This is a genomic window from Thalassospira tepidiphila MCCC 1A03514, from assembly GCF_001662875.1.
Classification (GTDB): domain Bacteria; phylum Pseudomonadota; class Alphaproteobacteria; order Rhodospirillales; family Thalassospiraceae; genus Thalassospira; species Thalassospira tepidiphila.
On sequence record NZ_JPVZ01000005.1, the window covers coordinates 1 to 20,602 of the forward strand.

At 53.4% G+C, this 20,602-nt stretch carries 17 protein-coding genes, 1 tRNA gene and 1 riboswitch; of the genes, 14 read left to right on the forward strand and 4 right to left on the reverse strand.

The window, feature by feature from the left end; translation table 11 throughout:
• Window positions 1–31: 31 nt before the first annotated feature.
• Window positions 32–105, reverse strand: a tRNA-Cys gene (locus tag TH4_RS12095).
• A gap of 176 nt (window positions 106–281) precedes the next feature.
• Window positions 282–2,723, reverse strand: coding sequence for a methyl-accepting chemotaxis protein (locus TH4_RS12100; protein ID WP_064781316.1), 2,442 nt, complete (start codon window positions 2,721–2,723; stop codon window positions 282–284).
• A gap of 517 nt (window positions 2,724–3,240) precedes the next feature.
• Here TH4_RS12100 and TH4_RS12105 point away from each other — a divergent pair.
• The 10 genes from TH4_RS12105 (at window position 3,241) to ribB (ending at window position 14,670) form a co-directional block, all read left to right on the forward strand.
• Window positions 3,241–3,894 (forward strand): protein-L-isoaspartate O-methyltransferase family protein, encoded by a 654-nt coding sequence (locus TH4_RS12105; RefSeq protein ID WP_008890969.1) that lies wholly within the window; start codon window positions 3,241–3,243, stop codon window positions 3,892–3,894.
• A gap of 13 nt (window positions 3,895–3,907) precedes the next feature.
• Window positions 3,908–4,228 carry a rhodanese-like domain-containing protein gene (locus TH4_RS12110; protein ID WP_245227852.1) on the forward strand — a complete coding sequence of 107 codons (321 nt, stop codon included), beginning with the start codon at window positions 3,908–3,910 and terminating at the stop codon, window positions 4,226–4,228.
• Window positions 4,229–4,372: 144 nt separating this feature from the next.
• A complete protein-coding gene (locus TH4_RS12115; RefSeq protein ID WP_064781318.1) occupies window positions 4,373–5,725 on the forward strand; it encodes a TolC family outer membrane protein in 1,353 nt (450 codons plus the stop codon).
• Window positions 5,726–5,844: 119 nt separating this feature from the next.
• Window positions 5,845–6,459 (forward strand): DUF2497 domain-containing protein, encoded by a 615-nt coding sequence (locus TH4_RS12120; RefSeq protein ID WP_063089660.1) that lies wholly within the window; start codon window positions 5,845–5,847, stop codon window positions 6,457–6,459.
• Window positions 6,460–6,549: 90 nt separating this feature from the next.
• Entirely contained in the window at window positions 6,550–9,216 is a 2,667-nt protein-coding gene (locus TH4_RS12125; RefSeq protein WP_064781319.1) for a valine--tRNA ligase, read from the forward strand.
• A 208-nt stretch (window positions 9,217–9,424) separates the two neighbouring features.
• On the forward strand, window positions 9,425–10,825 hold the full coding sequence (gene pabB / locus TH4_RS12130; RefSeq protein ID WP_064781320.1) for an aminodeoxychorismate synthase component I: 1,401 nt from the start codon (window positions 9,425–9,427) through the stop codon (window positions 10,823–10,825).
• A complete protein-coding gene (locus tag TH4_RS12135) occupies window positions 10,822–11,409 on the forward strand; it encodes an anthranilate synthase component II (RefSeq protein WP_064781321.1) in 588 nt (195 codons plus the stop codon). The genes pabB and TH4_RS12135 overlap by 4 nt, the downstream gene beginning before the upstream one ends.
• Before the next feature lie 13 nt (window positions 11,410–11,422).
• Window positions 11,423–12,280: an aminotransferase class IV gene (locus TH4_RS12140; protein ID WP_064781322.1), complete on the forward strand. Its 858-nt coding sequence runs from the start codon at window positions 11,423–11,425 to the stop codon at window positions 12,278–12,280.
• A gap of 56 nt (window positions 12,281–12,336) precedes the next feature.
• A complete protein-coding gene (locus TH4_RS12145) occupies window positions 12,337–13,614 on the forward strand; it encodes an EAL domain-containing protein (protein ID WP_064781507.1) in 1,278 nt (425 codons plus the stop codon).
• Window positions 13,615–13,718: 104 nt separating this feature from the next.
• Window positions 13,719–13,869: riboswitch (FMN riboswitch) on the forward strand.
• A gap of 132 nt (window positions 13,870–14,001) precedes the next feature.
• The gene (gene ribB, locus TH4_RS12150) at window positions 14,002–14,670 is read left to right on the forward strand and encodes a 3,4-dihydroxy-2-butanone-4-phosphate synthase (RefSeq protein ID WP_064781323.1); all 669 of its coding nucleotides are present in this window, start codon (window positions 14,002–14,004) and stop codon (window positions 14,668–14,670) included.
• Between the two features lie 83 nt (window positions 14,671–14,753).
• Here ribB and xth read toward each other — a convergent pair whose 3' ends face one another.
• Entirely contained in the window at window positions 14,754–15,533 is a 780-nt protein-coding gene (gene xth, locus TH4_RS12155) for an exodeoxyribonuclease III (RefSeq protein ID WP_064781324.1), read from the reverse strand.
• Window positions 15,534–15,622: 89 nt separating this feature from the next.
• Window positions 15,623–15,964 (reverse strand): iron-sulfur cluster insertion protein ErpA, encoded by a 342-nt coding sequence (erpA, locus tag TH4_RS12160; RefSeq protein WP_008890980.1) that lies wholly within the window; start codon window positions 15,962–15,964, stop codon window positions 15,623–15,625.
• Between the two features lie 233 nt (window positions 15,965–16,197).
• Between erpA and argS the strand changes: the two genes are divergently transcribed.
• From argS to TH4_RS12180, 4 genes are read left to right on the forward strand one after another with little or no spacing between them, the layout of a single operon-like run.
• Window positions 16,198–17,949 carry an arginine--tRNA ligase gene (gene argS / locus TH4_RS12165; protein ID WP_064781325.1) on the forward strand — a complete coding sequence of 584 codons (1,752 nt, stop codon included), beginning with the start codon at window positions 16,198–16,200 and terminating at the stop codon, window positions 17,947–17,949.
• 3 nt (window positions 17,950–17,952) lie between these two features.
• Window positions 17,953–18,837, forward strand: coding sequence for an SPOR domain-containing protein (locus TH4_RS12170; RefSeq protein WP_064781326.1), 885 nt, complete (start codon window positions 17,953–17,955; stop codon window positions 18,835–18,837).
• The gene (gene nagZ / locus TH4_RS12175; RefSeq protein WP_245227853.1) at window positions 18,824–19,894 is read left to right on the forward strand and encodes a beta-N-acetylhexosaminidase; all 1,071 of its coding nucleotides are present in this window, start codon (window positions 18,824–18,826) and stop codon (window positions 19,892–19,894) included. The genes TH4_RS12170 and nagZ overlap by 14 nt, the downstream gene beginning before the upstream one ends.
• On the forward strand, window positions 19,891–20,574 hold the full coding sequence (locus TH4_RS12180; protein WP_008890984.1) for a site-2 protease family protein: 684 nt from the start codon (window positions 19,891–19,893) through the stop codon (window positions 20,572–20,574). Before nagZ ends, TH4_RS12180 begins: the two co-directional genes overlap by 4 nt.
• The last annotated feature ends 28 nt before the right edge of the window (window positions 20,575–20,602 follow it).

Below are 20,602 nucleotides of genomic sequence, written 5' to 3' on the forward strand. Positions count from 1 at the left end.
TTGCTCTACCAACTGAGCTATGCCGGATCAGTGGAGGCGCGAGCCGGAATCGAACCGGCGTGCAAGGATTTGCAGTCCTCTGCGTAACCACTCCGCCATCGCGCCTTCGCGTTGGCTGGAGCGGTGTATAGCCTCAACAAACGCACCCCGTCAAGCACCCAATTTTACATTTTTCTGAAGGCTCGGGGATTAGTGCTACGAAAAAGAACAAACCACCCGGGAAAACGTCCCGGGTGGTCGTAAAAGCTTATGGGAATGTCATCCCACAGTTGGTCTCAGGGCTAACCTTTGGCTTTGCCAAAGCGGTTTTCAAGCCACGGTTTCAATCGTTCCTCGCGGATCTTACTCGGTGCGAAATCGAGGTTTGCAATGGTATCGAGACTGTTTTCAACCTCAAACGGAATAGTGGTGTTCGGACCCTCGATGGTGATCTCGCCTTTCTCACCTTTCTTCACAGGCTCAGCAAGGGATACCCTCACGCCACCTGCCGAAATGTCGATGGTCTGGCCGCGGATCGATTTCCCGTTAATCTTCACTGTGACGGCGAGTTGAGCTTCGTACCGGGGATCCTTACGACGGTTTACTTCCGGGGTTGCTGTTCGAACGATTCGAACCAAGCTGTTGCGGAGTTCAGCAATACTTATATCGACTTCGTCGGCAATTTTGTTCATGGCGGCGGCTCGGTTGAGATTGTCTTGCGCCTCTGACGCGACATGGCCGATTTTTTCGGTCACCTCATTTGATGCCTCTGCTGTCTGAACGACGTTTCTTGCGATTTCTTGTGTTGCTTCATCCTGCTGTCGAACACTCACGGCGACATTGGAGGCAACCTCGTCGACGCGACGGATGCTTGATGTCATCTGCTGAACGGTGGAAACCACAGATCCAGTCACATTTTGAATTTCACCAAGCTGCCGGGTGATTTCCTCGGTCGACTTGGCGGTCTGATTGGCAAGGTTTTTGACTTCCTGCGCAACCACAGCAAAACCTTTGCCTGCATCACCAGCGCGCGCAGCCTCGATAGTGGCATTAAGCGCGAGGAGGTTAGTCTGAGCAGCGATATCACCAATCAGTTCGGCAACCTCGCCAATACGATCAACGCTGTCTTTAAGTGAGGTGACAGTCTTTTCCGCACTCTCCCCGGCCGTATTGGCCTCTGCGGTAAGGGTTGTGGCTTCTTCAATCTGGCGGGTGATTTCGCGGATGGATGCTGCCAGCTCTTCGGATGCACCTGACACTGTCTCTGCGTTTGCCAATGCCTCATGTGCGGCGGCTGCGACGCTTTCAGAGTTTTCTGAAACGCGTTCCGAAGACCCAGCCATATCACCAGCAGACGAACTCAATCGCTTTGTCTGGTCAATGATGGCCTCTACGATATTTTGAAGTTCTTTTTCAACGGTCTCGGCCAGGCCGCGCAAGGCGCCGACACGCTGTGAATTGGCTTTCGCTTCATTTTCTTCACGTTCAAGCTTTGCATAGGCCAGCTTCGCGTGCAAAGCGCGCAACTGCCGTATCAACCCATTGAAGTCGGGAACAGATGGCATCGGAATAAGATAACCGGAGTCATTTCGTGCGATGGCATCGAAATGGTCTTCCATCTCCCTGAGCGGGCGTTGGAATTTTCTAAGCAGCCAGAAATTAAAGAAAACAATCAGAAGCAATGCCATTATAACTAGCGCAGCTTGGATGATAATGGCTGTGTAGAAGCTGCTCTGTGCTTCTTCGACCGTTTTGCGCACAATATCGTTCTGCGAAACAGACAGATTTCCGATTTGTTCAGTCAACGGGTCAATGGTTTGATAGAGCTCGTCTTTGACAATGTTATCAAGCGCGGCAGTGTCTTCGTTTTGAAAAGCCTGACGTAATCGCTTGATCACCTCATCAGCGGCTGGGATCATACTTCTAATCGTATCAACGATCTGGGCTTCGGCCGGATCAATCTTGCGGCTCAGATAGCTATCCAGGTTTTCTTTGATCCGATTTTCCGCCACGTCAATGCTGTCGATACCTTCTTGCCAAGTGAAGTTGCCGTTGCGTACTTTGTGTGAGGCATCAACAACGAAGACCGCATAATCGTCGGAGATCTGTTTGATTAAATTCAACGATTGCACACGGTTGTTGTAAATATCCTCAAGTCGTTTTTCGGTCTGATATTCTGTATAAATTGCATCACCAACCAAAATCAGAACAATTGCAAGCAACGCACCGAAGGCAAGGCTTAGGCTGCCTCTAATACTTGCACAGAAGTTCTTTAATTTGGACTTGGCACTGGTGTCGACGATTTCACCGTATTCGAGACTGACATTTTTGGCTTGGCCCGTCCGTAAATCGGCATAGATTCTTTCCGCGTTCTTTTTTTCCTGTTCACTCGGCTTTGTACGAATTGAGATGTAACCGGTGATGTTTCCGTCTTCGATCGTTGGTGTAACATTGGCGCGAACCCAGTAATGATCACCATTCTTCGCCCGGTTTTTCACAAGACCTTGCCAGGGCAGGCCGGCCTTGATGGTTTCCCAAAGATTAGCAAAGGCATCTTTGGGCATATCGGGATGACGTACAACGTTATGAGGTGAACCAATCAGCTGTTCTTCTGTAAATCCGCTGATATCGATAAAGGACTGATTGGCAAACTTGAGCTTCCCGCCTGTATCGGTTCCAGATACGAGAATGTCACCATCCCCCATCAGCACTTCGCGATTTGTTACCGGCCCATTGTCACGCATGTTATTCCCCTACAATACCAAATTCCGGCTTATGACGTGGTGCAGCACAATTGAGAATTGCATTGGCCGTCTTTCTCGGTTTGGCTGTTTTGTGCCTGGATTATGCTTGCATCGCAGACACATAAAACGTTCTTTGAACTATGTTTCGACGGCCGATCAGCATTTCAAGAGATAGGGCTGCAAATAATTTTGGTTGAATGTTTCAGTCCTTCAAATAATCAAGGATGTCCGGCGCAATCAGACTGAAAACGGAGGCGGGTTCAGTTCGTTTTCTTGATCGTAGCATCAATTTTACATGATCATTTGACTTCCAAATCGTAACATCTGCGTGGTAGATGCCGCGTCGTTCGGTCAATCTTTTAGTGCCCTCAATGTGTTAAAATCGAAGCCACACATTGATCCGATGTTGTCAGTTGCTTATGTGCTGACTATAAACAGGGCAATTGCCGCAGCCGTCTTTGGGGACAACAAGAGGACTGTGGTCTGTTTCTCGCGAGAATTTTCAGGTCAGATAATCATGGATTACCAAATCGCGCGCCATAACATGGTGGAAAATCAGGTTCGGACCAACAAGGTTACCGATCCGCTGGTCATTGCAGCGATGGAAGGGGTTCCGCGCGAACTGTTCCTGCCAGAAGGCAAGCGCGGCGTTGCCTATATCGATGAGGATATCGCCGTGGGCGCCGGGCGTTTTGCCATGGAGCCGATGGTGATTGCGCGCCTTATGCAAAATGCCGAGATTGCTGAAACGGATGTTGCCCTGGTGATTGGTGCCGGGTACGGCTATTCCAGCGCGCTGATCTCGCGCGTGGCAGAAACCGTGGTATCTGTCGAAAGCGACAAGGATATGGCTGCCGCAGCCGAGGCGACCTTCCAGAAGCTCAACTACGACAATGTCATTGTTGTCGAAGGTGATCTGGCATCAGGGTATGCCAAACAGGCTCCCTACAACGTCATCGTCTTCGATGGTGCTGTTGCAGAAGTTCCGGCGGGTATCCTTGAACAGGTTTCCGAAGGTGGTCGTTTACTCGCCGTGGTGCGTGAACCGGGCAAGGTAGGCGTTGCACGCCTTTACGAGCGCGAAAACGGTGTCATCGGGCATCGCGATCTGTTTGATGCCAACATTCCGTATCTTCCGGGGTTTGAGCCGGCAGAAAGCTTTGTATTCTGATTGAGGTTTGACGGTGCTCGACATCAGTTGTGCTGAACTTGCGTCACGGCTTGATGCGAATGCACCGATTGCCTTGCTTGATGTCCGCGAAGATTGGGAACTTGAAATCTGCGCGATAGATCAGGCGCTCCATATTCCTCTTTCCCAACTATCGGGAAGGTTGGATGAATTGGAGCCTGATATGCCTTTGGCGATCATTTGTCATCATGGCGTTCGCAGTCGCCATGCGGGCCTGTTGCTTGAGGATCATGGATTTAAAGAGCTTTTTAATGTTCGCGGCGGTATAGATGCATGGGCGCTTGAAGTTGAGCGCGATATGAGCCGCTACGATTGAAAACGGCAATGACGGAGAAACGGGGCAAATTACTTTTTTTTGATGCAAATGCCTCTTTTCTTGGAAAATTTTCCTTCCGTCGTTACCATACGTGAAACTGCGCCGGGGTCGGGACTTGGTGTAGGATTTTACAAGGGTAGATAAATGATCAAACGGTTCTTGCTGACCTGCAGTATTCTGGCGACCGGCGGCATTGTTGCCAGCGGCGCTTCTGCAGAAAGCCTGGAAGACGCACTTATCAAGGCGTACCAGAGCAACCCGACACTCGAAGCCGGTCGTGCGGCACTTCGTTCGACCGATGAAGAAATTTCCTCGGCATTGTCAAACTGGCGGCCGAGTGTAAGCCTTTCTGGTAGCGCAGGCGTTCGTGATACCGAAACAGAAACCAACGGTACGAAAACAGATAACAATCTGACGCCCTATACGGTTGGGCTGAACGTTACGCAGCCGCTTTATCGTGGCGGCCGTACCACGGCAGAAACTGAACGTGCAGAGGCCCGCATCAAGGCTGCCCGCGCGTCGCTGCGCTCGACCGAGCAGGATGTCATGCTTCAGGTGGCGACGGCGTATTTCAACGTTCTGCGTGATACTGCGGTTGTTGAGCTTAATCAGAACAACGTTCGTGTTCTGGAGCGTCAGCTTGAAGCGACCCGTGATCGTTTTGATGTTGGCGAGGTGACCCGTACGGACGTGTCACAAGCCGAAGCGCGCCTTGCAGGTGCAAAGGCCAATTTGATCTCGGCCCAGGGTGCCTTGGCCAATACCCGGGCGCAATACGAGCGGCTTGTCGGGAATCCGCCAAGCGATCTTGAAATTCCCAATGCGCTGTCGGGACTTCCGACAAGCATTTCTGATGTTCTGACAATTGCACAGGGTCAGCACCCTGATGTCTTGCAGGCAATTTACAGCGAAGAAGCTGCTCAGTCCGACATCCGTCTGAGCGAAGGTTCGCTTTATCCGGAAGTAAGCCTTGCTGCCGGTGTTGAGCGCCAGCATGAAGCGTCAAACGATGATTTCACGTCTGATACGGCGGACATTATCGCGTCAGTCTCGATACCGCTGTACCAGCAGGGTGCTGTTTTCTCGAACGTGCGTTCGGCAAAGCAGACCGCCGGTCAGGCCCGGATCCAGATTGATGAAGCGCGCCGTTCAGTAATCGAAAACGCAACCAGTGCCTGGGAGACGCTTGTCACTGCACGTGCAAGCATCGAATCGCAGCAGGCACAGGTATCATCAGCTGAAGTCGCCCTTGATGGCGTTCAGCGTGAAGCATCGGTTGGTTCGCGTACCGTTCTTGATGTTCTTGATCAGGAACAGGAACTGTTGCAGGCACGCGTGGATCTTGTGGGATCGCGCCGTGACGCTGCGGTTGCCGAGTTTCAGGTTAAGGCTGCCATGGGGGCGCTTAACGCGCAGGTCCTTGGTCTGCCGGTCGAAATTTATGACACTGAGTCCAACTATAACAAGGTCAAGGACCAGTGGTGGGGAACGGATTGATTGGTTGATGGTCGGGGCAGGGTGGCGACATCCTGCCTTCGAACTTGGGTCGGATCGGTCTGGTTAAATGACACTAGTGCGGAAGTTTAATTATGAGTGACGGGCAACAAGAACCTTCCATGGAGGATATCCTCCAGTCCATCCGCAAGATTCTTGCCGATGAGGGGGATGAAGAAAAACAGGAAGCTGCTCCTGAACCCGAACCGACGCCGGAACCGGAGCCAGAACCTGAGCCCGAGCCGGAACCAGAACCCGAGCCCGAAGAAGAAATAGACGAACTTGTGCTTGACGAAGAGCCTGAGGAACTTGAGTTCGAGGAAGAACCCGAGGAACTGGAGCTCGACGAGCCGGAAGAAGAGGAAGAACTCGAACTCGACGATATGCTCGATTTCGATGAAACACCTCTGGAAGAAGAATTCGACGAGCCGGAACCGGAACCAGAGCCCGAACCGGCAATGCCAGCACTTTACGATGATGAAGATGACGAACCGCTGATTTCGAATTTGACGGAATCGACGGCCACCGGAACCATCTCGGAACTGGCGCAAGCTGTTGCAAAGAAACGCGCAGTTGCCCTTGGCATTAATGCAGGTCACGCAACCCTTGAGGATCTGGTGCGCGATATGTTGCGTCCGTTGCTTAAGGAATGGCTTGACGAAAACCTTCCCTATATGATCGAACGCCTTGTGAAAAAGGAAATCGAGCGGATTGTGAACCGCGCCGAAGACCTGTAGGCGAGCCGATTTTGACATTCGAGCGGCGCGCCAACGGTGCGCCGCTTTTTCTTTGGATAAACAATTAAACCCGCAGCGGATCAAAAGACCATGTTGGAGAAGACCTACAACCCGGCCGATGTTGAAGGCAGACTTTACGATAAATGGGAAAAAGCAGGGGCATTTGCCGCTGATCCGGCATCCAGTGCCGATCCCTATGTCATCATGATGCCGCCGCCCAACGTGACCGGTAGCCTCCACATGGGGCATGCACTGACGTTCACGCTTCAGGATATCCTGGTCCGCTATAACCGGATGAAGGGCAAGGATACCCTTTGGCAACCGGGTACCGACCATGCCGGCATCGCCACCCAAATGGTCGTTGAACGCCAGCTTGGTGAGCAGAATGTCACGCGCCATGACCTTGGCCGTGAAAAGTTCGTCGAGAAGGTCTGGGAGTGGAAAGAAAAATCCGGCGGGACTATCACCAATCAGCTGCGCCGTCTGGGCGCGTCGCCCGATTGGCCGCGTGAACGCTTTACCATGGATGATGGCCTGTCGGCTGCTGTCCGCAAGGTGTTTGTCAAACTGCACAAGGATGGCCTGATTTACCGCGACAAGCGTCTGGTCAACTGGGATCCGAAGCTTCTGACTGCGATTTCCGACCTTGAAGTCGTTCAGAAAGAAGTCAAAGGCCATTACTGGCACTTCAAATATCCGATCGAAGGCCGTGACGGCGAGTTCATCACCGTTGCCACCACCCGTCCGGAGACGATGCTGGGCGATACCGGCGTTGCCGTCCATCCGGACGACGAACGCTATCAGGAACTGATCGGTAAATACTGCATTCTTCCGATTGTTGGACGCCGCATCAAGATCGTCGCGGACGAATATGCCGATCCGGAAAAAGGGTCGGGTGCTGTTAAGATCACACCAGCGCATGACTTCAATGACTTTGAGGTCGGCAAACGTGCCGGTCTCGAAAAGATCAACATCCTTGATGATTATGCGCGCATCAATGATGAAGCGCCCGAGGAATACCGTGGCCTTGATCGCTTTGAAGCCCGCAAACTGATCGTCGCAAAGATGGATGAGCTCGGTCTGCTTGAAAAGATCGAGGATACCGTTCACATGGTTCCATACGGCGACCGTTCGAACGTCGTGATCGAGCCTTATCTGACCGATCAGTGGTTTGTAAATGCCGAGGTTCTTGCCAAACCGGCCACCGAGGCGGTTGAAGATGGCCGCATTCGCTTTGTGCCGAAGAACTGGGAAAATACCTATTTCGAATGGATGCGCAACATCCAGCCATGGTGTATTTCCCGTCAGCTTTGGTGGGGGCATCGTATTCCGGCATGGTTTGGCCCCGATGGGGAATTCTTTGTTGAAGAAACCGAAGAAGAAGCCATGGCAGCCGCAAAGGCCCATTATGGCAAGGATGTCGAACTCACCCAGGAAACCGACGTTCTTGATACCTGGTTCTCATCCGGTCTGTGGCCGTATTCGACGCTGGGCTGGCCGGAAAAGACCCCGGAACTTGCCAAATACTATCCGGGCGATGTTCTGGTCACCGGGTTTGACATCATCTTCTTCTGGGTTGCCCGGATGATCATGATGAGCATGTATTTCATGGAGGGCAAAGTCCCGTTCCGTGACGTGTATATTCATGCTCTGGTGCGTGATGAGCACGGCCAGAAGATGTCCAAATCGAAGGGCAACGTCATCGATCCGCTTGAGATCATTGATGAATATGGCTGTGATGCGCTGCGCTTTACCCTGACAGCATTGGCCGCCCAGGGGCGCGACATCAAGCTTGCCGCGTCCCGTGTTGAGGGCTATCGCAACTTCGCGACCAAGCTTTGGAATGCCGCACGCTTTGCCGAAATGAATGAATGCAAGCCGGTTGATGGCTTTGATCCGGCGAACGTGAAATCGACCCTTGGTCGCTGGATCGTTGGCAAAACGGTTGAAGCGGCCAAGGCCGTTGGGACTGGTATTGAGACCTATCGGTTCAACGATGCTGCCAGCAGCGCCTATCAGTTTGTTTGGGGTTCGTTCTGTGACTGGTATCTGGAACTGGCGAAACCGGTTCTGATGGGCAATGACGAAGAAGCCAAGGCGGAAATTCGCGCGGTTACCGCGTGGGTTCTTGATCAGATCCTTTTGATCTTGCATCCGGTCATGCCGTTCATCACCGAAGAACTTTGGGAAAAGACCGCCGATAGTCGTGTAAAAATGCTGATCGCCGAAGGGTATCCGCAGTTTGACGACGCGCTGATTGACCGTGAAGCCGAAGCCGAGGTCGATCTGGCCATCCGCCTGATCGGGGACATCCGTGGTGTCCGTTCTGAAATGAATGTGCCGCCGGCTGCCGAAGTTCCGATCTATCTGGTTGATGCAACCGAGGCGATGAAAGCGGCAGTCACGGCACAGGAAGCACAGGTCAAGCGCCTAGCGCGCGTTGCCGATGTTGCCTTTAAGGGGCAGGGCGACGTCGAGGCGATTGCCAAAGGTGCGATCCAGACTGTGGTTGATGGTGTGACTGTCTTTGTTTCGGTTGCCGATTTCATTGATGTTGCGGCTGAAAAAGCACGTCTTGAAAAGGAAATTCAGGACAAGACGAAATACATCAAGGCCCAGGAAGGCAAGCTTTCCAACGAGAAGTTCGTCAGCCGCGCACCTGAGCACATCGTCACGGCCGAAAAAGCCAAGCTTGAAGAAGCGCGTGATACCCTTGCCAAGCTCAACGAAGCTTTCGCGCGTATTGCAGCGATGTAGGGTTGCGGAGCAATCTGCGAGAAAGGTCAGCCATCTTTGGTTGGCCTTTTTTTGTTCTGGGTTCAATTGAACTGTCGTAATGTCGCAAAAATCTTCACCGGATCATGCAGAATCGCTTAGATTGGCGTCGCCCGTTCCTGTGAGCGACAAGAACCCCCATGGAATGACGATTTTCGTCGCGTCCAGTCGATAAGAATGCGCCGGCCCAATGCTGATTGAAGAATGCCCCTATATCGAGCCCGTTGATGCCTATGGCGCGTTTGCGCCATTTGCCGATAGCCATTTTTTGGATTCAGGTGACCGTGACCGGTTCTCCTACATTGTCGTGTCGCCGCTGCATAAATTGACGGCGAAGAACGGGCAGGCGGTGCTGGATGGCTTTGAAATTCCGGGAAACCCGTTTGACGTCCTAGGCGATCTGTTGGCGCGCTATCAGATCGAAGCGAAGTCAGACCTGCCGCCGTTTCAAGGCGGTGCGGTTGGCTATTTTGGCTATGAGTTGGCGCATCAGACAGAGTTGTTGCCCACAGCACCGGACGACTGGCTTTCAATGCCCGACATGGCCGTCGGGATTTATGATCTGGTGATCGCGTTTGATCAGATTGACCGGCGGATGTGGCTTATTTCCACCGGCATTCCAGAGACCGAAGGTCCAAAGCGCGATCAGCGCGCAAATGATCGTATGGCCTTGATCCGCAAGTATCTAAGACTTGCGCGGCCGCTGATCGATACGCCCGCTGTGCCACATGTACCAAGCGTTTCGAACTGGCAGTCAAACTTTGATCGCGCCAGCTACGAGGCCGCCGTGCAGCGGGTAATTGATTACATCTTTGCCGGTGACATCTTTCAGGCCAACCTGTCACAAAGCTTCCGCGCAGAATACGCAAGCGATGCCATCCCAAAGCGGTTCGACCTTTATCGTCGTTTGCGTGACATCAGTTCCGCCCCCTTCGGCGCATTCCTGAATTTCGGGGATGTGGCGGTGCTATCAAATTCGCCAGAACGGTTTCTCAGGGTCAGAAACCGCCAGATCGAAACCAAGCCGATCAAGGGCACCAGACCGCGCGGCGAGACACCGCTAAGCGATGCCGAACTGGCACAGGAATTAATGTTGTCGCCAAAGGATCGCGCGGAAAACGTTATGATCGTTGATCTTTTGCGCAATGACCTTTCAAAAGTGAGTAATCCTCACAGTGTGAAAACACCAGTGATCTGCGCGTTGGAAAGCTATGCCAATGTGCATCATCTGGTGTCCACCGTGACAGGCGAACTGAGGGAAGACAAAGCCGCTGTTGATGCATTGCGCGCATGTTTCCCCGGTGGGTCGATCACTGGTGCGCCGAAGATCCGTGCGATGGAGATTATCACCGAGCTCGAGAAAACAACGCGCGGTGCCTATTGCGGTGCCATTGGCTATATCGGATTTGATGGTGCGATGGACACAAACATTGCCATCAGAACGCTTAGCGTAAATGGCGGCAAGATGGCCTTCAATGTTGGCGGCGGGATCGTTGCTGACAGCGACCCGGCGGCGGAATACGAGGAAACGCTTGTTAAAGCCGCCAAGATGTTTGAGTTGTTCGGAATAAGCGCCGGGGATCTGCTATGATCCTGCTGATTGATAATTATGATTCGTTCGTTTTCAATCTTGCCCGCTATCTTGAGGAACTCGGACATGCGGTCACGGTTTTGCGAAACGATGAGATCACGGTTGCGGGTGTGCGTGCCCTAAATCCGTTGGCGATTGTATTTTCGCCAGGCCCCTGCGGACCGGATGAGGCGGGAAACAGTCTGGACCTGATCAACGCGCTAAAAGCCGAGTTTCCGATGCTTGGCGTTTGCCTAGGGCATCAGTCTATCGCCCAGGCATTCGGTGGAACGGTCAAGCGCGCGAAACGGCCGGTTCACGGGATGACATCATCGATCCGGCATAGCGGAGACGATTTGTTTGCCGGATTAAACAATCCTTTGCACGTCACGCGATATCACTCGTTAATCGTTGATTTGCCAAATGATGGCACTTTGATCGAGACAGCAACAGGCCCCGACGGAGAAGTCATGGCATTTGCCCATGCGACCTTGCCGATTTACGGTGTTCAGTTCCATCCCGAGGCCGTGCTTACGGAACAGGGCCACGCGCTGTTGGCGAATTTTCTGAAACGTGCTTCCGGGCAGGGAGCCGATAACGATTAAAAGGGACCAGGCTATGCAGGTTTGGATGAATGGCAGTTTTCGTGATCTTGATGAAGCCTCCATTCCGGTAACGGATCGTGGCTTCCTGCTGGGCGATGGTTTCTTTGAAACCATGCGTGCGCACGAAGGCAAAATTGCCTGGCTGGAAGCCCATATGGGACGGCTTGACCATCATGCCGAGCTGATCGAGTTCCCGCTTGACCTGTTGCCCGAGACAGAAGAAGTCGCAGAAATCGTTGCCAAGCTGTTTGAGCAAATTCACCGCAAGGATGCGGTTGTCCGTATGACCGTGTCACGCGGCCCGGGCGAACGTGGATTGCTGCCACCGGGGTCGCCGGATCCGACCATCCTGATTACCGCGGAGCCCTTTGATCCGCTTGACCCGAATATCGGACTTACCCTGGCGACGTCGCAGAAAGTGCGCCGAAACCCGCATTCGGTCGCGGGCAGCATCAAAAGTACCAATTATATGGACAACATCGCGGCCAAACAGGAAGTACAGAAATACGGTGCACAAGACGCGCTTATTCTGTCGGCTGACGGCCATGTGGCAGAAACGACGGTTGCCAATCTGTTCGGGATCATCGGGGAAACCCTTTGGACGCCGCATGAGGATACCGGCATCCTTTGCGGGCTTGCCCGCGATTACGTTCTGCAAGTTGCCGAAGAATCCGAGATTGAGGTGAGTTTCGAGCCGAAGGCACCAGAAGAGCTCAAAGAGTTCGATGCCGTGTTTACCGCCAATGCACTGCAGGGATTGCGTGTTGTTGACCGAATTGATGGCTATGTTGTCGGTGTGCCGGCGAAAACCTTCTTTACCGACCTTGCCCTAAGGGTGGAGGCGGAACTATGCGATGGTATAGTAATTTAGGTTGAATTCACCACTTTAGTGACGTATGTTCAGCTGCAATTCAAACTGGAATGCATATGAACGCGCACACCACCAAACCACCTGTCACGATCAATCGCTTTGTCGAGAGCCTCCGTAAAAACGCGGCCAAAGGCAAAGCGATTTCGTTTGGAATCCTGAATATTCCGGCCGACTTGCGTCTTGGCACCGATGACTATCAGGCCATTACCCGGGATGCTTTCCACAATCTCCCCGAGAACACCAAGGTCCATCGCCTGGAAAACGGCATGGTGGCTTTTGTGCATGCTGGATCGTGGACCAACGACGACAACACCTTTGTCGAGCATATCCGAGAAATTCTGACCGATGTCCTGAACCGTCAGGGCCTTGGCCATATTCCAACCAATCTCTGGAACCGCTTTGAATGGCCCAAAGATCAGGAGAAGTTGGCAGATTTACTCGGCATCACACTTGCAGAAAGACCAAGCAGTGACGTTTCCGTGCGGTTTGATATGGCTGATATGCTGCGTGGCGCGATCACCACAGAGGCTGTCTTTGACTCTTGCCGACGCCAGGCCATCGTCTGTTTTGATGACACCCGACGCGAGGTGTTAGGCCACGAGATATATTGTTCGCTTGATTACCTGCGCCAAAACCATCTTGCCAGTTTCCTTTTGGAAGGGCCGGGCGAGATTGAGATTCTGTCGCGTGTTCTCGATGAAAAAGTCATGGATGTTACGGCAGCACTGGCACCGTCCATTTTGCCAGACCGACTGCATTTGAACATGCAAATCCAGACGGTTCACAGCGACAAGTTTACCGATTTCATCGCCGAACATGACGGTAAACTGATCGAAAACATGGCCATCGAGTTTTCCATGGAGAACGCGATCGCAAACTGGTGGGAATTTGAAGACGCTTGCGAATTCCTGCATTCCTTGGGGATACAGGTTGGTCTGGACCGTATCACGTTGCCAGCACTCGAATTTCTTTCGCCGCGTAAGATGAATGTCGATTTCATCAAGGTCATATGGGATCAGAACATTGTCGGATCGCGTCGCGCGGAAGTCGCCGAAAGACTCAGGGAGTTTGCTGTTTTGTTTGCCGACCGCAGCCTGATCCTTACACGGTGTGACAGCCGAACGGCGCTTCGCATGGGCCGCAGTTTAGGGGTGAATGTCTTTGAAGGCAGCTATATCGACGCGATGCTTGGCGGCTATCTTCATCGGGAATGCAAATCCAAAAGCAGATCATCGGACAAAAAATGTGCTGTTTGCCAATGGGCGCCGCGCGAAGCCCGCAACAACGGATGCGATTTCCATTTCCGTGCAGGCAAACTGCTTTCGGACATTTAAACCACAAGGTTTTAAGGGTTTTATGGCGTTTGACAACACCGGCGCGCTTTCATAAAGTGCGCGTGTTGATCAATTATGGTCAACTTTTGTCGTTGAAACACGGCGCTTATTCTCAGGGCAGGGTGAAAATCCCGACCGGCGGTAAACCAGTTTTGGTAAGCCCGCGAGCGCCCATAGGTCGCAAGACTTTTGGGGTCAGCAGATCCGGTGAGATTCCGGAGCCGACGGTAACAGTCCGGATGGGAGAGGATAAAGCGTGACGGTCGTGACAGGAACGCCTTAGCGTGACTGGTATGCCGTCTGCCTGCGACCGCATTGTGACATTTGTCGCAAAGCGGGCCTTTCTTTGTTGCCCTGGTTCGTAAGCCCCATCCGTAGAGGACGGTTATGAATCAGAGTATTGAAAAACAATCCGATATGTCGATCTTTGGCGATCCGCATGCGCGCATGGAACGTGCGCTTGATGATCTGCGCCAGGGAAAAGGCGTTCTGGTTGTTGACGATGAAGATCGCGAAAATGAAGGCGATCTGATCTTTTCAGCAGAAAATCTGACCAATGAACAAATGGCGATGTTGATCCGCGATTGCAGCGGCATCGTCTGCCTGTGCCTGACCGACGAGAAGGCAACGGAACTTGATCTGCCCCCCATGGTTGCTGACAACACATCCAGCATGGGAACGGGGTTCACCGTTACCATCGAAGCCAAAGTTGGTGTCACAACCGGTGTATCGGCCGCAGATCGCGTCACCACGGTAAAAACCGCCATCGCCGATGATGCCAAACCGAGTGATCTGGCGCGTCCGGGGCATGTCTTCCCGCTGCGTGCGCGCCCGGGCGGTGTTCTGGAACGTCGCGGCCATACCGAAGGTACGGTTGATCTGATGCGCCTGGCAGGGTTCCAACCGGCTGGGGTGCTGTGTGAAGTCACCAATCCGGATGGCACCATGGCGCGGCTGCCGGAACTGATCGAATATGCCAAGACCCACCATATGGTCGTGATCAGCATCGAGGATATCGTCGCGTATCGCATGGCGATGAAGCAGGCGGCTGAATAAAGCCAATCTGTTGCCATTGATAAAAGAAAAGGGCCGCATCCTGATAGGTGCGGCCCTTTTGCTGTTTTGGTGATCGAACGCGATCAGTCGTCAATCATGCACCAGACCGGTGTGTGATCAGATGCCTTTTCCTTGCCGCGTGGCTCCCGGTCAATGTCCGATGCGCTCAGTCGGTCTGCCGCCGCCGGGGTCAGAAGGAGGTGGTCAATACGAAGACCGTTATCCTTGTTCCAGGCACCGGCGCGATAGTCCCACCAGCTATATTGATGACCTTTCGGGTTGAAGGTCCGGAATGCGTCGGTAAAGCCCATATTCATCATGGTGCGCAGACGTTTGCGTTCAACCGTTGTGCAAAGCACCGTTTCGCGCAGTTTCACAGGGTCATAAACGTCCATGTCGTCGGGCGCGATGTTGTAGTCGCCGCCCATGACAGCGGCGTCACCACTGGCACGAATTTTCTCAAACCGGGTGATCAGGCGATCCAGGAAATTCAGTTTGTAATCAAATTTCTCGTCACCAACGGCTGTTCCCATTGGAACATAGATCGATGCAACCCGGACCGGCCGATTGGATCCGATGGTTGCCTCGATATAGCGGGCTTGTTCGTCATCATCATTGCCGGGCAGGCCGCGTTCGACATCTTCGAGCGGGAATTTGGAAAGGATCGCAACGCCGTTGTAGGTCTTCTGACCGTGAATGGCGATGTTGTAGCCAAGGTCCTCGATCTCCATCGCCGGAAACGCATCATCAACCGTCTTGGTTTCCTGTAACAGGACCACATCGGGTTTCGCGTCCTGCAGCCAGTCAAGAATGTTTGGCAGGCGAGCCTTGATCGAGTTGACATTCCAGGTGGCGATTTTCATTCGGGCCTCGGTTTTTTGGGTGTTTGGTCAAACAAAACGGGGTTCGCCAATAACGAACCCCGTTTTATAAATCGGTTTGTCGATCCGGATCAAATCGAGAAACTTGATCCGCAGCCGCATGAAGAGGTGGCATTCGGATTGTTTACACGAAAGGCCGAGCCAACCAGCTCACGCACGAAATCAATCTCTGCACCGCCTAGAAGATCCAGCGATACTTCGTCGATCACCATTTTCGCGCCGTGGTTTTCGAAGATACGATCTTCGTCAGTGGTGTCTGAATCAAGCGAGAACTCATACTGGAACCCACTGCAACCGCCGCCAGACACCTGCAAACGCAGCATGGTGTTCGCAGCACCTTCGCTGGCAATCAGTTCCTGAATGCGTTTTGCAGCACTTTCAGTCATTTGAACTTGCCGAGAAGAATCGGTCATTCAACACTCCTTGGTCTTGTCCTGCCGGGGCAGGTGTGTTTGCGATCCTTGATCACATCATAGCATGATCCGAACGCAGTATTTGAGTCAGTATTTAGCGCGCATGGCTGAAATGTCAAAACCTGTAATGTCTCTAAATACGGGTGACTTGCGTTTTGAGGTGAAATGGCTCAAAACAGGCGCCAGTCAATTGGCCGGTCCGGTCAGAACCAGAAATTACAAAGTTCCAAGTCATGAATGTTTTCAGCCTGTTGAAAAGCGACATCGAGAACCAGATTCTCGCCCTTGAAAAAGACGGTGTTCTCCCTGCGGGAACCGACACTTCACGTGTCACGGTGGAGCCGCCGCGCGATGCGTCTCATGGGGATGCCGCAACAAATGCGGCGATGTTGCTTTCAAAGGCTGCTGGCATGAAGCCACGTGATCTGGCGGAAAAGCTCGCTGAAAAACTGCGTGGCCTTGATCACATCGAAGAAGTCGAAATTGCTGGTCCGGGTTTCATCAATCTGCGGATGGCCGAGCGGTTCTGGCTTTCACAGATCAGCCAGATCCTTGAAGTCGGCACTGCCTATGGCAATAGCGACCTTGGTAAAGGCGAAAAGATCAACGTCGAATATGTTTCGGCAAACCCGACCGGCCCGATGCATGTCGGCCATTGCCGTGGTGCAGTTGTTGGTGACGTGCTTGCCAACTTGCTTGCAAAGGCGGGCTACGCCGTTACCAAGGAATATTACACCAATGATGCCGGTGCGCAGGTGGATGTCCTTGCACGGTCGCTTCATTTGCGCTATCGCGAAGCTCTTGGCGAAGAGATCAGCAAAATCCCACAAGGCCTGTATCCGGGTGATTATCTTGTCGCGCCGGGCAAAAAGCTGGCGGAACGCGACGGTGACAAGTGGCAGAATGCCCCGGAAGATGAATGGCTTGAAGAGTTTCGTGCTTTCGCCATTGTCGAGATGATGGCCCTGATCAAGGAAGACCTTCGTCTTCTTGGTGTTTCCCATGATGTTTTCACATCCGAAGACGGCTTGGTGAAGGCGGGCAAGGTCCAGTCGGCCTTTGAGCATCTTGAGAAAAAAGGCGATATCTATGTCGGCGTTCTGGAACCGCCAAAAGGCAAGAAGCCGGATGACTGGGAACCGCGCCCGCAAACCTTGTTCCGTGCAACAGAATTTGGCGATGATGTCGATCGGCCTTTGAAGAAGTCGGATGGTAGCTGGACCTATTTTGCGTCCGACATTGCCTATCACTTTGATAAGTACGAACGCGGCTTTAACCTGATGATCGACATCTTTGGCGCCGACCATGGAGGCTATGTCAAGCGCATGAAGGCCGCCACCAAGGCGATCACACACGGCGAGGGCGACCTTGATGTCAAGCTTTGCCAGCTGGTCAGCCTGTTTGACAATGGCGAACCGGTTAAAATGTCGAAACGTGCCGGGACCTTTGTGACCCTGCGTGACGTCGTTGAGCGCGTCGGCAAGGATGTCGTGCGTTTCATCATGCTGACTCGTAAAAATGACGCAGCGCTAGAGTTTGATTTTGCCAAAGTGACCGAGCAGTCCAAAGATAACCCTGTTTGGTATGTTCAGTACGCACATGCACGTGTGAATTCGGTCTTCCGTCAGGCGGCCGAAGCCTTCCCGGGCCAGGATCTGTCGGAGAAGACGCTGGCGACCGCGGACCTGTCATTGCTGAGTTCGGAAGATGAGAAGCTTCTGGTGCGCCGCATGGCCGAATGGCCGCGGATTATCGAACAGGCGGCCGTTGCCCATGAACCGCATCGCATTGCCTTTTTCCTGACAGAAATTGCCGCAGAATTCCATGCATTGTGGAACAAGGGACGTGACAACACCGCGCTGCGTTTCATCATTGCCGATGATTTGCCTGCGACTCTGGCACGTCTTGCGATGATCCGTGCCGTTGCCACGGTCATTGCTTCCGGTCTTGAGGTTGTGGGCGTTAAGCCTGTCGAGGAGATGTAAGTGATGAGCGAAGAACACGGTGCCGACCTTCATGCAGAGCGCGCAGATCACTACGGATCAGAAAAGCCCGCCAGCAAGAGCATGATCAAAGGGCTGGCTACCGTGTTTCTTGGCGTTGTCGTGGTTGGTGGCGCGTTGGGCGGGGCAGGTTACTGGTTTTATAATCAGGGCCAACCCATTCAGGACGACGGCAATTTGCCGATCCTGCTTCCTGATCCATCACCGATCAAAATTCGCCCGGAAGATCCGGGGGGAATGGAAGTTCCCCACCGTGAGACGACAGTCTACGACCAGCTAAGTGACGTTGATCCCGATGCAAATGTCGTGTTGCAGGAACTTCCAGACATGCCGCGTGCACCGGAAGTCTCCGCAACGCCCAAGACAACCCAGCCAAATACAACGGCTGAGGCACCGGCAGAAGCGGGCGCAACCGAAACAGCGGATGCACCGCAAGCGACCGAAGCTGACGGCAATGCAGAGCCTGCTGTTAAAGCACCAGAAATTACAGCCCCCGAGTTGACGGACGCGGAGAAGGCAGTTGCCGCCGCTGAAAACCGGACGACTGAAGCCCCGGCCAAGCAGCCAGCATCAGCAGAACCGGCCCCGGCACCGCAAACAACGGCCGCGACGCCTGCATCGGGCGCGTTCCGTGTGCAGCTGGCTTCGGTCCGCGAAGAAAGCGGCGCAGCAGCAGAATGGAAACGGTTGTCTTCGAAAAACAAAGACTTGCTTGGCAATCTTGAGATGTTTGTGCAACGTATTGAGATCGAAGGCAAAGGTGTCTTCTATCGGTTGCAGGCAGGCCCACTTGGTGATGCCGGGGCTGCCGAAAAGCTTTGTGCGGATTTGAAAGAACGCAATGTGGGGTGCCTCATTGTCCGGCCTTGAAGTCAAAAAGCCACGTGCCTGCATTCTTGGTGTTTCGGGAACGGAACTCAGCAATTGGGAAAAGGGCTTCTTGCGTGAAGCCGATCCGTTCGGGTTTATCCTGTTTGCGCGCAACATCGAAAATCGTGATCAGGTCCGTGCCCTGACCAACGCACTGCGTGGAACCGTCGGCAACTCCAATGTGCCGATTCTGGTCGATCAGGAAGGCGGCCGCGTCATGCGGTTAAAACCGCCTCATTGGCGCAAGATTGCACCCGCCGGCGCGTTTGGTGATCTGTTTGATCGCAATGCCGATGATGCACGCGAGGCGGCCTATACCAGTGCGCGGCTGATGGCGATGGACCTGCGTGAAGCCGGGTTTAATACAACCTGCGCACCTGTTCTTGATCTTCGTCTGCCGGGTATGAGTGACGTGATCGGTGACCGGTCATACGGGGCAGAGGTCGGCAAGGTTGTTACGCTGGCCAGTGCCGTGGCCGCAGGCCTTCTGGATGGTGGCATTGCACCGATCATCAAACATATTCCGGGACATGGCCGCGCGACGGTAGACAGTCACAAGGACCTGCCGATTGTCACCGTATCGCATGAGACGCTGTCTGAGTTTGATTTTGCGCCCTTTGCGCACATGAAGGACGTGCTGGCGGCAATGTCGGCCCACCTGCTGTTTACCGCCATTGATGATCAACGGCCCGGCACAGTTTCCTCGACTGTTATTCAGGACATTATTCGTGGCGAGATCGGCTTTGATAACCTGCTGATCAGTGATGATCTGTCCATGGAGGCGCTCGGTGGCTCCATTGCCAGTCGGACGCATGAATGTCTGCGTGCCGGGTGTGATATTGCGCTTCATTGCAATGGCAAACGCACCGAGATGGAAGAAGTGGTGTCAATGGCACCGCTTTTGACCGGTACGTCCTTGAAGCGTGCACAGAGCTTTACCAATCAAATAGCCACGTTCAAACACGACGCGCCAAGCAGCACCCAGATTACTGATTGGCAGGCCCGGCTTGCCGATCTTCTGGCACCGGTTTGGTCCGCAGGAGATGATCAGAAGTGAATGACACCATTGACCTGATCGTTTCGGCGACAACCTGGATCATTCCGGTTTTGCTGGCCGTGACGTTGCACGAGGCAGCACACGGTTTTGCTGCCAAGCTGTTTGGTGATGACACGGCACAACGCATGGGGCGGCTAAGCCTGAACCCGATCCGCCATATTGATCCGGTTGGCACCATCCTTATCCCGGGTTTGCTTTTGATAACAGCCGCACCGTTCCTGTTTGGCTATGCCAAGCCGGTGCCCGTGGCGTTTCACCGCCTGCATCCGCAGCGCTTGGGCGTCATCGGCGTTGCGATTGCAGGTCCGGCGACCAACGTGGCACTCGCCATTGTGTCAATCCTGCTTCTGGTGTGGCTGCCAAGCTTCTCGCCAGCGGTAAATGACTGGCTTGCGACCATGCTTAATCAGTCACTTTGGCTGAATTGCATTCTGGCGGTGTTTAACATGTTGCCGATCCCGCCACTTGACGGTGGCCGGGTTCTGACCGCAATTTCACCGATGCCGATTGCACGGGTCTTGGCGCGTATGGAAAAAACCGGCATGATCATATTGATCGGATTGGTCTTTCTGTTGCCCTATGTCACGACGCAACTTGGTATAGACCTGCCGGTGTTCCAGTGGTTGGTGCTTGAACCGGCCAATGCACTGGTCAGGCTTCTGGCAGATATCTTTGCCTGAACGCCGACAGACGCGGGGGATAGTCGGG